The 14,041-nt window shown below is 58.4% G+C and carries 13 protein-coding genes; 8 read left to right on the forward strand and 5 right to left on the reverse strand.

Annotated elements, in window-relative coordinates:
- Nucleotides 1–63: 63 nt before the first annotated feature.
- Nucleotides 64–1,074 (forward strand): IS30 family transposase, encoded by a 1,011-nt coding sequence (locus BLT54_RS17845; protein WP_074639867.1) that lies wholly within the window; start codon nucleotides 64–66, stop codon nucleotides 1,072–1,074.
- 23 nt (nucleotides 1,075–1,097) lie between these two features.
- On the opposite strand, the gene BLT54_RS17850 is transcribed toward BLT54_RS17845, so the two are convergent.
- Both BLT54_RS17850 and BLT54_RS17855 read right to left on the reverse strand, forming a co-directional pair.
- Complete coding sequence (locus BLT54_RS17850; RefSeq protein WP_074646542.1) at nucleotides 1,098–1,919, reverse strand: sugar phosphate isomerase/epimerase family protein; 822 nt, start codon at nucleotides 1,917–1,919, stop codon at nucleotides 1,098–1,100.
- 2 nt (nucleotides 1,920–1,921) lie between these two features.
- Nucleotides 1,922–3,616, reverse strand: coding sequence for an FAD-dependent oxidoreductase (locus BLT54_RS17855; protein WP_074646629.1), 1,695 nt, complete (start codon nucleotides 3,614–3,616; stop codon nucleotides 1,922–1,924).
- A 126-nt stretch (nucleotides 3,617–3,742) separates the two neighbouring features.
- Between BLT54_RS17855 and BLT54_RS17860 the strand changes: the two genes are divergently transcribed.
- The 6 genes from BLT54_RS17860 (at nucleotide 3,743) to BLT54_RS17885 (ending at nucleotide 10,756) form a co-directional block, all read left to right on the forward strand.
- A complete protein-coding gene (locus BLT54_RS17860; RefSeq protein WP_074646543.1) occupies nucleotides 3,743–4,657 on the forward strand; it encodes a LysR family transcriptional regulator in 915 nt (304 codons plus the stop codon).
- 168 nt (nucleotides 4,658–4,825) lie between these two features.
- Nucleotides 4,826–5,830, forward strand: coding sequence for a Bug family tripartite tricarboxylate transporter substrate binding protein (locus tag BLT54_RS17865; RefSeq protein ID WP_074646544.1), 1,005 nt, complete (start codon nucleotides 4,826–4,828; stop codon nucleotides 5,828–5,830).
- A 105-nt stretch (nucleotides 5,831–5,935) separates the two neighbouring features.
- A complete protein-coding gene (locus tag BLT54_RS17870) occupies nucleotides 5,936–6,508 on the forward strand; it encodes a tripartite tricarboxylate transporter TctB family protein (protein ID WP_074646545.1) in 573 nt (190 codons plus the stop codon).
- The gene (locus BLT54_RS17875) at nucleotides 6,508–8,010 is read left to right on the forward strand and encodes a tripartite tricarboxylate transporter permease (RefSeq protein WP_074646546.1); all 1,503 of its coding nucleotides are present in this window, start codon (nucleotides 6,508–6,510) and stop codon (nucleotides 8,008–8,010) included. Before BLT54_RS17870 ends, BLT54_RS17875 begins: the two co-directional genes overlap by 1 nt.
- Nucleotides 8,007–8,840 (forward strand): shikimate dehydrogenase family protein, encoded by an 834-nt coding sequence (locus BLT54_RS17880; protein WP_074646547.1) that lies wholly within the window; start codon nucleotides 8,007–8,009, stop codon nucleotides 8,838–8,840. The genes BLT54_RS17875 and BLT54_RS17880 overlap by 4 nt, the downstream gene beginning before the upstream one ends.
- 29 nt (nucleotides 8,841–8,869) lie before the next feature.
- The gene (locus BLT54_RS17885) at nucleotides 8,870–10,756 is read left to right on the forward strand and encodes a bifunctional sugar phosphate isomerase/epimerase/4-hydroxyphenylpyruvate dioxygenase family protein (protein WP_074646548.1); all 1,887 of its coding nucleotides are present in this window, start codon (nucleotides 8,870–8,872) and stop codon (nucleotides 10,754–10,756) included.
- Between the two features lie 4 nt (nucleotides 10,757–10,760).
- On the opposite strand, the gene BLT54_RS17890 is transcribed toward BLT54_RS17885, so the two are convergent.
- Nucleotides 10,761–11,534 (reverse strand): SDR family NAD(P)-dependent oxidoreductase, encoded by a 774-nt coding sequence (locus BLT54_RS17890; RefSeq protein WP_074646549.1) that lies wholly within the window; start codon nucleotides 11,532–11,534, stop codon nucleotides 10,761–10,763.
- Nucleotides 11,535–11,714: 180 nt separating this feature from the next.
- On the opposite strand from BLT54_RS17890, the gene BLT54_RS17895 reads away from it, so the two are divergent.
- Entirely contained in the window at nucleotides 11,715–12,470 is a 756-nt protein-coding gene (locus tag BLT54_RS17895; protein WP_074646550.1) for an SDR family NAD(P)-dependent oxidoreductase, read from the forward strand.
- An 11-nt stretch (nucleotides 12,471–12,481) separates the two neighbouring features.
- Here the strand turns inward: BLT54_RS17895 and BLT54_RS17900 are convergent, their stop codons facing one another.
- Together BLT54_RS17900 and BLT54_RS17905 are read right to left on the reverse strand one after the other, a co-directional pair.
- Nucleotides 12,482–13,048 (reverse strand): NIPSNAP family protein, encoded by a 567-nt coding sequence (locus BLT54_RS17900; protein WP_143026877.1) that lies wholly within the window; start codon nucleotides 13,046–13,048, stop codon nucleotides 12,482–12,484.
- Between the two features lie 81 nt (nucleotides 13,049–13,129).
- Entirely contained in the window at nucleotides 13,130–14,035 is a 906-nt protein-coding gene (locus BLT54_RS17905; protein ID WP_074646552.1) for a helix-turn-helix domain-containing protein, read from the reverse strand.
- Between the last annotated feature and the right edge of the window lie 6 nt (nucleotides 14,036–14,041).

The raw sequence follows: 14,041 nt of genomic DNA on the forward strand, positions 1-14,041 counted from the left end.
GGTGGATTCACAAACGAAGTGCAAATTCTTTACTAAAACAGAGAGTTGCACGGAGGATGAAGAATGGAACCCCACTACTGTCACCTGAAGCTGGACGAACGTCGCAAGCTTGCAAAGTGGCTTGAAGCCAAAATGCCGATTTCAGAGATCGCGGATCGACTGGGTCGCGACCCGTCCACGATCTACCGAGACATTAAGCGTAATCGGTACACGGACGACGAACTGCCTGAGCTAAATGGGTATCACGCGCTCGTCGCTCAGGACAAATATGAGCAGCGCCGCGCGATCCATCGCAAGATGATCATTCACCCTGATTTGAAAGCCGCCATCGAAGACCGCCTGAAGGCTGGCTGGTCGCCCGAACAGATAGCCGGCCGGATGCGGATCGAACGGCACCCGATCCGCGTGAGCCACGAGACGATCTATCGCTTTGCCTATTCCAAAGACGGTCGCAAGGAACAGTTCTACCGCCATCTCCCTGAGCATCGCCGCCGCCGCCGGCCGCGTGGTTACCGCAGGCACAACAGAACCCACATATTCGACGTTCAAAGCCTGTCACACAGGCCTGAGCGCGTCTCAGAACGCTTAGAATTCGGTCATTGGGAGTGCGACTTGGTGATGTTCCGCAAGGAGCATGGGAAGGTAAACGTGACGTCACTGGTTGAGCGCGTCAGCCGCTATGCCGTCGTGATGCGTAATGAAGATCGCCAATCCAAACCGATCATGGAGTCCCTGATCAACGGGTTGGCTCCCCTGCCCGCCGACGCGCGCCAGTCGATCACCTTCGACCGCGGCACCGAGTTCTCGGCCTGGAAACTTCTCAAGGCCGGGATCGGTGCGGATGCCTGGTTCTGTGACCCGCAAGCGCCCTATCAGAAAGGCACTGTTGAGAATACGAACAACAGGCTGCGCCGATACCTGCCAAGATCAACCGCACCGACGGCGCTGACAAATCGATATTTGAGGTCGATTTGCCACCGCCTCAACGCAACGCCGCGCAAGTGCCTTGGCTACCGGACGCCCGCTGAGGTCTTTGAAAGCAACCTGATGGAAATACAGAACCGGTTGGAGTAAAACGAGATATCAAGAACTGCACTTCACTGTGAGTTCACATCATGAATGTTATACTGCGTCAGCCAATGCCGTGTGATGTCGCACAGATGAGCCAGCACGGCTTCCGACCCCTCTGCAGACCTCATGGGCACCTCAAGCGACAAAGGCAGATCGTCAGGCAAAGCCGCCACGAAACCACGTAGATCAATCTGGCCCTCACCCGGCGCAAGCCGCGCTTCACGCGCGGTGAACAGCAACTCATCGGTTGTATAATGCGCGGCCATAGGCGCGTCACACAGATGCGCAAAGGGAAGACGATCGGGCGCGACCGTCGCAAGCTGGGCGAGCGAGGAGCCGGAGCGGTCAAAATGCAAACTATCAACCAAGAGATGCACCTCAGGTCCGGCGGCCTCGACAACCTGTAGCGCCGTGTCGAGATCGGGCACATTGGTCCAAGGGAAAAACTCGTGAATGATCGCCACGCCGCGCGATTTACCCGCCTCCGCCAGCGCAGACAGCGTGTCGGACAGTCGCGACAGATCAGGGTCATAAGGGGCGGTGATCAGGTGATGCGCCCCAAGCTCCGCACCCATGTCGAACAGCCATTCATAGTCCGCAACCCGCGTATCGGGCGTCACCTTGAGAAACTCGATGTCACCAACGGCGATCCCGGTGGCGGCCATCGCCGTTTTGGTGGCGCGTAGCATCGCGGGGTCGTCATAAAGCGGGTAGCCGGGGGAGGTGTCGGTCACGCGCAAAAGCCGCAGTCCGACGCCATCAAACCCGGCTTTGGCGGCGGCTTCGATGAAACGCGGCGGGTCAAGGTCGATGGCGGTGAGATGGGCGGCACTCAAGCGGCGGGGCATGATCACATCTCCTGTGTGGCGGCATGACGTCCGGCCACAAACCCAAAGGTCATGGCAGGACCAAGGTTGATCCCACCCGCTGGATAAAACCCACCAAACACATTCGCATTGTCCGTGCCCGCGGCGTAAAGCCCCGTGATGACCTGACCCTGCGCGTCCAACACCCGCGCCGAACCATCGGTGCTCAGGCCCGCAAAGGTGCCAAAGCTGCCCGGCACAACCTCAACCGCATAAAACGGCCCCCGCTCGATCGGCGCGACGTTCGGATTTGGGGTGTATTCGGGATCGCCTTGCAACCGCATATAGGCGGTGCTGCCGCGTCCAAAGGCCGGATCTTCACCCCGCTGCGCACCCTCATTCCACTCTGCCACCGTTGTCTGCAACCCGGACGGATCAATACCACAGGCTTTGGCCAGCGCCGCAATCGTCTTGCCCGTTTTGAGATACCCGGATGTGATCCAATAGCCAAAGGGCACCGGCGCGGGGCGCACAATGCCAAGCCCGAAACGCCGCAAGAAACGATGATCACAGACCAGCCAGGAGCGCGCCGGGGCATCGGCGTCGACCGCATCCATCATGGATGTCACATAATCATGATAGCCAAGCCCCTCATTGCAGAACCGTTTGCCATCCGAAAGCACCCCGATCACACCGGGTTTGCCGCGGTCAATGATATGCGGGAACGGGCCTTTGGACCCATCCGGCCACACAACATGCGAGACCGGACAATAGGCGCTGGCACTGGCCAGATCGAGATCCATCACGGCACCAACAGTTTCGCCAAGCCGAAGCCCGTCGCCCGTTGCCGAGGGCACGGCGAGGGTCAGGTTTTCGTCATTGCGTTCAAAGGTTTCCGCGCGACGCGCGAGGTCATGACCATAGCCGCCACAAGCCAGAACGACACCACATTTGCTGATCAGTGTTGGCCCATCCTTCAGACGCACCCCCGTGATGCGGCCATCCTCAAAGATCAAATCAGAGACGGATTGCGACACTCTCAGATCAACCCCCGCATCCTTGGCCGATTTCATCAAGCGTCCAATCAAAGCCGCCCCATTGCGCAGCTCCATGCCCCGTTTGTGAAACGCAAGATCGCGGAAATGCCGCAACACGCGGCGGGTCACATAGGCAAAGGATTTGACGGAGCGCGTCATGGTCATAAAGGCCTTGAGATCAGCGCCGGATTGAATCGTCATGCCCTTGAACGAAGTCTCTTTAAGAGGCTTGCGCAGGATGTTCACGCTCGCGCCCAACGCCCGCGCATCAAAGGGTTTGGCAATCACCGATCGCCCTCCCATGCCCGCACCCGGCTGATGGCCATAAGTGTCTGGGATGACCAAACCGCCATCAAATTGCAGGGCGGTGTTGTTTTCGAAAAAGGCGACCATTTTCGGCGCGGCATCAAGAAAGGCTTCAACCTTTTCCTCTTTGTAATAGTTGCCCGTGACCGCCTTAATATACTGGCGCGGCGCGTCTATGTCCTCGACAATGCCCGCGCGCTGCGCCACCGGATTGCGGGGCGCAAAAATCCATCCGCCAGACCAGGCCGAGGTCCCGCCCATCACCGGCTCTTTCTCAAGCACGACAACAGAGCGCCCCAGATGCGCGGCGGTCACGGCGGCACTCAGCCCGCCCGCACCAGACCCGATCACGATCAGATCAAAGGTCTCTTGAGAAGGGGTCGCGTGAGCAGTCATGATATTTTCCTCCAAATTGGAAAGACTTTTCATACTTGCATGAATTAACGTCAAGTATCATGTATATTTCCACATTAACATTGTGTTATTCATGGCCGAGCGTCAGTGCCCGATGAGGACCCATCCATGCGTGATATCACCCTGAGACAAATCGAAGTCATTCGCGCCGTCATGCTGCGCGGCACGATCATGGGCGCGGCGGAGTATCTTGGCGTGTCTGCGCCGGGTGTCAGCCGGTTGATCAAACACACCGAGGAGACGCTGAACCTGCGGCTGTTTGAACGCCGCTCCGGGCTCTTTGTCCCCTCCGTCGAGGCGCAAACCGTGTTCGACCAAATCCGCGCCGTTTATAAGGGGGTTGAAAACCTCCAACTGTCTCTTGAGAGCCTGCAAAAAGGCGAAAACGTCCAACTTGCCTTTGCCTCTGCCCCCTCTGTCGCGCAATTCATCGCCGCCCGTGCCCTGCGCAATGTCCGCTCCCGTTTCCCCGATCTGTATATCGACCTGAACATTCTCAAGATCGAAGAGACCGTCGACTACCTTTTGTTGGAACGGGGCGAATTTGTGATCATGAGTTCCAAAGTCGACAACCCCGGCATCGAAACCGAAGAGATCGCCGCGACCACCTTGGTCTGTGTGTTGCCAGAGGGGCATCCTTTGGCGGAGAAAGACGAAATATCGGTTCACGATCTGGTCAATGAACCTCTAGTCGGGGTCGATCCCGATGATCCCTATGGCGCTTTGCTGGTCAAACCGTTTCTGGATCACGGCATAGACATGCAGCACAGTATGCGCGGGCGCTTCGCCCAGACCGTTGTCAGCCTCGTGCGTCATGGTCTTGGCGTTGCGTTGATCGACCGCTTTTCCGTTGCCGAAGTATACATGCCCGGAATCGTGCGTCGTCCCCTGAAAGAGGCCAGTTGCATCCGCAGCTACGTGGTCAAAAAGCAGGGGCGCGTCTTATCCAGCTTTGCCGAATACGCGATAACGCAGTTTCGCAAAGAACTGGTGCTTGCATCGACTGAGCCGTTAAGCTCCTAAAATAGCACCGCTTTTACACGCAAGACCGTGTGGTGGCAGATGATAAAATAACACTAGGTTAATAATATCAAAGTTTCGGTATTTGACGTTATTCACAATTTGCATATCTGTTATGCACAGGCGAGCCAAGGACCAAAGGCTCTGCACAACATTGATGGGAGGACATCTATGAAACGTTTCTTGATCGGCGCAGTCTCTGCACTGAGCCTTATGTCGGCTGCGGCCGTAGCACAAGAGTACCCAACCAAGGAAATCCAAGGGATCATCCAATGGGGGGCCGGTGGTTCGACAGACACCGTGATGCGCGCCGTGACGCCCCATGCCGAAGAGATCCTGGATGGCACGATTGTGTTGCAAAACATGACCGGCGGCGTTGGCGCCATCGCGTTGAACCATGTCGCAAACGAGGATGCTGACGGCTACAAAATCTTGATGGGTGCGGAGAACCCGCTGTTGTACAAAGTCATGGGCTTTGGCGACAAAGACTACTCTGACTTCACCCCGATCAACATTCTGGCCCGCGGCACGCCCATTCTTGTGGCCGGTGCGGACGCTCCGTTTGACGATTACGCTGGCATGATCGCATATATCAAAGAGCATCCGGGTGAAGTGCGCCTTGGTTCCACAGGTCCGGGCGGCGTGCCCTCGGTTGTCACCGCGATGATCGAAACGGTCGAAGGCGATCTTGACGTGATTTCCGTGCCTTACGATGGCGACGGCCCGGCATTGACCGCCCTGCAAGGGGGCGCAATCGACGTCATGCCCGCCGTTTTGGGGGCTGCGATTGAAAGCGTGCGTGCGGGTAAAATCAAAGCCCTCGCCGTGGTGGACGTCGAAGAAAACGAATATCTTCCGGGCGTTGCCCCGGTGACAGCAACCAACGAAGGGTTTGCGACCTATCTGCCCTGGGGTCCGTTCTTTGGCGTTTTCGTCAAAAAAGGCACACCGGATGATGTCGTCAAAAAACTCGAAGGCGCTTTTGCCGTGGCCGCGACCAATCCGGGCTTTACCGACCTGATGGAAACCCGTGGCTTCACCTTGATGAGCATTTCGGGCGACGAAGCCGAGGCCTTCCTGACCAAATGGCAGCAAGGCACCACCTGGTTGCTCCAAGACGCTGGCATGACCAAATCTTCGCCTGAAGAGTTCGGCATAGCCCGTCCCGGCGAATAAGCACCAGACGTCCAAAACGCGTTCGGCTTTGGCCGAACACTGGCACCGCCCTTTCCGGTAAGGGGCGGTGTTTCAATTCACAGCAGACAAACTCTTGGAGGAGAGATGCAAGATCACGTTCATCACCATGACTCGACGCGGGACGGCTCGTCGGACGCCACCCCTGGTGGCATCGTCGACAAACGTCGTCCTGGCGAGCTTGTCTTTACCGCATGTCTCGTGATCTTCAGCGGTGTTCTGCTGTGGAACGCCTATGGGATTTCCGGGTTTGAGGCACTGTCCGGCGCGGGATCTGTCCCCATGGCCACAGCGGCCGTGATGCTGATCAGCGTGACGATTGTCTTTTGGCGTACTGTGAAACTGTCGAAAACAGAAGACGAAACCGTGATGGAAGACATCACGCCACCGCTCGTTATTATCCTTGCCCTGTTTCTCGTCGCCTATGGCATCCTTTTGAAACCCCTTGGATTTTTACCAACATCCGCGCTTTTCCTGATCGCGTCGATCAAACTTCTCTCCAAACGCAATTGGGGATTCACCCTGCTCGTCTCGCTGGGCAGTCTGCTCGCGATCTATCTGGTGTTCCGCATCGTGTTCACTGTCTTGATGCCCGCAGGCATCGTTCCCGAGGCTGAGGCCCTTCAGCTGTTGCGCAATCTTTTTAAAGGAGGTGCATGATGGACGCGTTCATGGCATTTCTGACGATTTTCACCCATCCTGAGTTGTTGTTGCTGGTCGGCGTGGGCACATTTGCGGGCGTTTACGTCGGCGCGATCCCCGGCCTGTCTGTGACCATGGCGGTGTCGATCCTCATCTCTTTCACCTTCTCCTGGGACGTGCTGCCCGCGATCTCGCTGATGATCGGCATCTATATGGGCGGCGTGTACGGCGGCTCGCGCACGGCGATCCTCTTGAACATCCCCGGCGCGCCCTCTGCCATCGCCACCGCGATGGACGGTTATCCCATGGCACAGCGCGGCGAAGCCGGTGAAGCCATCGGCACCACCACCGTCATGTCGTTTTTCGGCGGTCTGGTCGGGATCGTTGTGCTGGCCGTTCTGGCCCCGGTTGTCTCGGATTTTGCGCTTAAATTCCAACCGCGTGACTATATGCTCTTGGCCGTTCTCGGCATTCTGCTTGTCGGTTCTTTGTCCTCTGGGTCGTTGGTCAAAGGCATTTTTGCGGGCGCTCTTGGGATTGCCATTGGCGCAGTCGGCATGGACCCGTTGACCTTTACCGAACGCTTCACCTTTGACATCCCCTTGATGCGCGGCGGTATCAATTTTATCGCCGTGATGATCGGCATGTTTGGCGTCTCAGAGGCGCTGATGCAGTTGCATCATGTCGATACCCCCGCGATCCGCCAGAAAATCAACCGCATCGTTCCCTCCTTTGGCACGATCCGCAAACACTTGCCGCTGTCGCTTCAGACCTCGACCATCGGGGTTCTGATCGGCGCCCTCCCCGGCACCGGCGGCGATATCGCGGCGTTGATGGCCTATGATCACGCCAAACGCGTCACCAAAAACCCGTCGCGTCCCTTTGGTGAAGGCGCGATTGAGGGCCTTGTGGCACCGGAAACCGCCAACAATGCCGCCGTGGGCGGGGCCTTTATCCCGATGATGACGCTGGGCATTCCGGGCGACGCGGTGACCGCGATCATGATCGGCGCGCTGTTCATTCACGGGCTGAATCCCGGCCCGATGTTGATGGTCGAGCAACCCGATATGTTCTGGTTCATCGTCGGCGCTTTGGTCATGGCCAACTTCTTTATGCTGCTGTTTGGCCTCACCGGCATCAAACTGTTCACCAAGATCGTCGAAATGCCGCGCGCTGTGTTGATCCCGCTGATCCTGCTCTTGTCCATCGTCGGGGCCTATGCGGTGAACAATTCGATCACCGATGTCTATTGGATGCTCGGCTTTGGCGTCTTTGGCTATTTCATGCGCCATTATGGCTATCCGCTTGGTCCCGTGATCCTTGGTGTGATCCTGTCACGCCTTTTGGATGACAACTGGCGGCGCGCCATCATTTCTGAACGCGAAGATTTGGGCCGGTTTTTCCATGGCATCGTGACCAGCCCGCTGTCGCTCGTGCTGTTTGTCGCCGTGATCCTGATCTTTGTGTCGCAAACCCCGCTCTGGACCAAATTCCGCAAGAAAGAGACCGCTTCAAAATGAGTGCTCCCGACCTTCTCCTCGGCCTGATCGGCGACAATATCGCCGCCTCCCGCTCCCCGCGTCTGCATGAGCTGTGCGGCGCGCAAAACGGCAAACATGTCCGCTATGACCGCCTTGTCCCGCATGACATCGGTGCAAGCTGGGACACGATTTTTGCGGGGCTGGCGGCCAAGGGCTATCGCGGCACCAATGTGACCTATCCGTACAAGGAAAAGGTCGTGGCAAAGGTCGAGATTGATGATCCTCTGGTGCGGGCGATCGGCGCGGTCAACACCGTGATCTTCGAGAACGGCCACGCCAAGGGCTTTAACACTGACTATTCCGGCTTTGTCGCCGCCTACACCCGCGAGCGCGCCGCGATGCCCACGGGTGTCACCTTGATGATCGGCACTGGCGGTGTGGGCCGGGCTGTGGCCTTTGGCCTCATTGCCCTTGGTGCGGCTGAAATTCGTCTGGTCGATATGGACCGCGCCAAAGCCGAGGCCCTTGCCGCCGATCTGCGCAACGCCGCCCCCGACACGACGGTCACGGTATTTGACAGCGCCGTCGAGGCCGCCAAGGGGGCCGTCGGTTTGATCAATTGCACACCCGTTGGTATGGTTGGCAAAGAGGGAACCCCCCTGCCCGTCACAGCGATGAAGGGGGCCGAATGGGCCTTTGATGCGGTTTACACACCCGTCGAGACCGAATTTTTGACCGGTGCCGCGGCCCATGGCCTCGACATCATCTCGGGCTGGGAATTGTTCTTTTTCCAAGGCGTTCACGCTTGGGGCCTGTTCACCGACCTGCCGCTTGACCAAGACCGCCTGCGCCAAGATCTTTTGTCCTAAGCTCTCTTAAGCTGTCCAAGGAGCCTGCCATGAAAACCTCGATTGCGACCGTTTCTGTTTCCGGCGATCTGCGCGAAAAACTCGACGCCATTGCGGCGGCCGGGTTTGATGGGATCGAGATTTTCGAACAAGACTTCATCGCCTTTGACGGTAGCCCACGTGATGTGGGCAACATGATCCGCGATCACGGGTTGGAAATTTCGCTGTTCCAACCCTTCCGCGATTTCGAAGGCCTGCCCGAACCCCTGCGCGCCAAGGCCTTTGACCGGGCCGAGCGCAAATTCGATCTCATGCAGGAACTTGGCACCGATTTGGTGTTGGTCTGTTCGTCGTGCCATCCACAGGCTTTGGGCGGGATTGACCGCGCCGCCGCCGATTTTCGCGAGCTGGGCGAACGGGCCGCCAAACGCGGTTTGCGTGTGGGTTATGAGGCGCTGTGCTGGGGCAAACATGTGAACGATCACCGCGACGCTTGGGAAATCGTGCGCCGGGCCGATCATCCGAACATCGGCATCATCCTTGACAGTTTTCACACGCTGGCGCGCAAAACCGCACCCGACAGCATCCGCTCGATCCCCGGCGACAAAATCTTTTTCGTTCAGATGGCCGATGCGCCGATGATCGACATGGACCTGCTCTATTGGTCGCGCCACTTTCGCAATATGCCCGGCGAGGGCGATCTTGACGTGACGGGATTCACCCGCGCCGTCATGGCGGCGGGCTATACGGGGCCGATTTCGTTGGAGATTTTCAACGACCATTTCCGTGGCTCCAACACCAAACAAGTGGCCAATGATGGCTATCGCTCCCTCATCGCCTTGATGGATGATGTGCATCGTGCCGAACCCGGTCTCAAACTCGACCTGCCCACCCTGCCCCAGCGCGTCAAGCCCGAAGGCGTGTCCTTCGTCGAATTTGCCACCCGCGGCAAAGAGGCCGAAACCCTGAGCGAGCTGCTCAAAACCCTCGGGTTTGCCCGCGCCGCCACCCATCGCAACAAAGCCGTCACACTGTGGCAACAGGGCGACATCCGCCTTGTCATCAATGAGGCAACCGACGGCCACGCCGCCCATGCCTACAACGCGCGGGGCACGACCGTTTGCGATCTTGGCATCCTGGTCAACTCCGCGCAGGACGTGATCACCCGCGCCACAGCCACGGGGGCACAGAGTTTTTCCCAAGACCTCGACATTGGCGAATTGGACATTCCGGCGATCCGGGGCCTTGGCGGCTCTGTGATGCATTTCATCGACAAAGAGACGGGTCTGGATCGGGTCTGGGAGGTGGAATTCAAGGTCGAAGATGCACCCGATTTGATCGGGGTCGGTCTGATGCATATCGACCATATCGCCCAGACGATGAGCTATGAGGATATGCTGAGTTGGACCCTGTTCTACACCGCCATTTTCGACGTCAATAAAAGCCCGATGGTCGATGTGATCGACCCTGACGGGTTGGTGCGCTCGCAAGTGATCGAAACCCGCGATGGGGCGTTTCGCATCACCCTCAACGGCGCGGACACGCATCGCACCTTGGCGGGACAGTTTCTGGCCGACACCTTTGGCGCTTCGGTGCAACACATCGCGCTGGCTACGGCTGATATTTTTGACACCGCCGCAAAATTGGCAGAGCGCGGCTTTGCGCCCCTGCCGATTTCCCCCAACTATTACGACGATCTCGCAGCACGGTTCGATTTCCCGCCGGGTCTTCTTGAGAAAATGAAAGCCGCGCATGTGCTCTATGATCGCGATGAGAAGGGTGAGTTTTTTCAACTCTATTCCGGCAGCTTCGCCGGTGGGCTGTTCTTTGAAATCCTTCAGCGTGGAAGCTACACGGGGTTTGGCGCGCCGAACGCACCGTTCCGTATTGCCGCCCAAAAACGCCGCCTCCGCCCCAAAGGCATGCCGTTGCGCTGAGCGATCAGCTTGGCAGATTGTTCAGCCCTGTGGCCGACACACCGCCATCGGCCAAAAGGGTTTGCCCGGTGACATAGGCCGCACCCTCCCCGGCCAAGAAGGCGATGATGGCGGCAATGTCCTCGGGCCGTCCGACGCGGCCCAAAGGCACTCTTTGCGCGCGGGCGTGCTCCAACCCTTCCTTGGCATAGATCGCCGCCGTCAGTGGCGTGCGGATCATCCCCGGCGCGACGGCATTGACCCGAATACCATCCGCGGCCCATTCCATCGCCAGATTTTCCACCAATGAAATCACCGCCGCTTTGGCGGGGGCATAGGCCGCCTGCCCCAGATGCGCCTGCATCCCCGACATCGACGCGACCACCACGATTGTGCCCTTGGACGCCTTGAGCGCGGGATAAAACGCCTGTGCCAAAACGAAAGTCGAGCGCACATTGAGATTGAACATACGGTCCCATTCCTCAAGCGATTGCTCGGCCAAGGGCGCGGGCTTGCCCGCCCCGGCGTTTGAGACAAACACATCCAGCCCGCCCAGAAACCCAAGCGCCTTTGCCGCGATATCGCGCGCGACAGTGGCGTCGCCCAAATCTCCCGTCAAAAACAAGACCTCGGCCCCGTAGCGTTCAAGATCGGCAATCAGTGCGGCGGGGGCCGGATTGCGCCCCGATGCGGTGGTCACAATTTTTGCAGGGCGGCCCGCAGCCTGTGCCTCTCGTGCCATCTGGCGCAATGTCGCACCACCAATGCCTTCGCTTCCACCCGTCAACATAATCCGCATGATCGTCCTCCCTTTCGCGCGTTGGAGGACAGAATTTCAAACCACATGAGGGGCAACAATGGACATTTCCCTAAGAGCCTTAAACCTTTCGTAAATATCCAAGATTTTTCACGCCTCGTGCATCGCGCCACCCGTCAAATTCTCTCAACCTGTCGCGATCATATAGGGGAGGCATGGCTGATGAATTTCACAGGCAAGACGGTTGTCATCACCGGCGGCGCGGCAGGCATTGGATGGGCCTGCGCCGAGATTTTTGCCGCGCGTGGTGCCCATGTCGCACTGCTTGATCTGAACGGTGATCTGGCCCGACACCGCGCGGCCGAACTGGGGGCGGATCATCTTGGCCTTGCGGTCGATGTGACCGACGAGCAAGCGGTGATCTCTGCCTTGGGTGAGATTGGCCCGGTCGACATTTTGATCAACAACGCAGGTCTCGGCGACGTCAACACGCCGACAGTCGATCAATCCCTCGCCCATGTCCGGCGTTTGCTCGACATCCATCTTGTGGGCAGCTTTTTGATGAGCCGCGAAGTGGCACGCGGCATGATCGACAGCGGGCGCGGCGGGGCCATTGTCAACCTCGCCTCCATCGCCGCCCTCACCGGCCTGCCCCGGCGCAATGCCTATGGCGCGGCCAAGGCGGGACTTGTGGCGATGACAAAATCCATGGCCGCCGAATGGGGTCGTCAAGGCATTCGGGTGAATGCGGTGGCCCCCGGCTATGTCGCCACCGACCTCGTGCGCGGATTGATCCGGGATGGGCTTTTGGCGGAAGACAAAATCCTCAAGCGCACCCCTTTGGGACGGATGATCGACCCGTCTGAAATTGGCGAAGCGATTGCCTTTCTCGCCTCTCATGCGGCCTCCGCCATCACCGGCACCGTGCTTTCGGTCGATGCCGGTTGGATGGCCTATGGGGCCGCAGATGATCTTTAGCGCAATGATCTTTAACGCAGCAGGGAAACCGCAATCGGGCGCAGGATTTCGTGGCGCGTCGCGCCTTGTGATGTGGCCATCGGATCGCCGCCCCACAGCGTGACAGTTTCGCCCGGTGTTTCACCGGAAATCACCCGCCAACGGGCGACCAAGGGCTGATCGCTTTGCACCTCATTGCCAAAGGTCAGACTTTGAAGACCGGGCGCAAACAGCGGCCCAACCGTGTCATTCGGGTGCTGGGTTTTGCGTCCCGCCTCCGCCGCATCCAAGGCTGCGCTGCCTTGCAGTCGGGTCATCATCATATTGCGCTGCGCGACGATGAGCGGAAAACCATATGGCACGAACCCCTCGGTCCAGTCACGGTTCGCCACAAACCCGACCCGCGCTGCGGCGCGCTCTTCAAGGCTTTCGTAAATCCACAAATGGTAGAGCCGGTTGAGCGCACCAGTGTCGGTCAACCAATATCCCGCCATCGGCAAATGAGAGGTCAGCGCCTTCATCCCCGTGCGCATCAACAGCGCCAGATACTCTGGCCCGGTTCCGGGTTTGAGGTCATAGACCCGCAATTCGTAAATCATATCATCCTCCACGTAGCGCTTGGACAATTCCACGGCTGGCACCGGGAAAACATGCAAAGTGCGCGGTTTGACTTGGACGATTCACGCCTTTTGCCGCTCTGTTTGATAGGTCTCGCGATAGGCACCGGGCGGTTGACCCACACGTTGCGAAAAGAAGCGCGAAAAATAGGCCGGGTCTTCGAACCCAAGATCATATCCCACCTCGGCCACGGTCATCGTCATATAGATCAAACACCGCTTGGCCTCGATCACCACCCGTTCATGCAAAAGCTGTGAGGCGGTCTTGCCCACCCGCGCCTTGCAGGCCAGATTGAGCCTTTGGATGGAAACGCCCAGTTTGGAGGCATAAAATTCAAGCCCTTTTTCGGATTTGAAATGGATCTCCAAGATTTCGCGGTATCGGCACAGGAGGTCATAATCGCGGTCCACGCGCTGGGTTTCCTCGGCCCCAACTTCAAGCCGCAACCGCATCAGCGCCACGAGAATACGCTCAAACTGCGCCTTGATCGCCAAGCGCCGCCCCGGTGCATTCCACGTATATTCACGCCGCATCCACTCAAAACTCTCGCGCAAGGTGCCGCAATTTGGGTCACCCTCAATCAGGGCATAGGCCGCAGGATGCTCCAAAGCGTCGGCAAAGCGCGCGTCGCCTTGGGTCGTTGCCTTGGCGTAGGTGCAGGCGGCAGTGATCACAAAGCCATCCGTGCCCGGCAAAAACCGGATTTCATGCACCATCGCCACCGGGATGACCACCATCGCAGGCACGGGGATTGCATAGGTCCGGGCTTCAATCTGGATCTCCCCACCGCCGCGTTCCACGAACAAAAGCTGGACGTGATCCGGATGCGCATGGGCGCGAATTGTCCAATCATTGGCCCCGGACCGATCCCGGATCGGTTCAACGTGAATGAAGTCAAGCTCCACCTCCGCAAGGGTGTCACCATAGAGATAGTAGCGCGGAATCGGTTGCTCTGCTGAGATCAGCATGGGGTG

The sequence above is a fragment of the Celeribacter baekdonensis genome, assembly GCF_900102315.1.
GTDB lineage: Bacteria > Pseudomonadota > Alphaproteobacteria > Rhodobacterales > Rhodobacteraceae > Celeribacter > Celeribacter baekdonensis.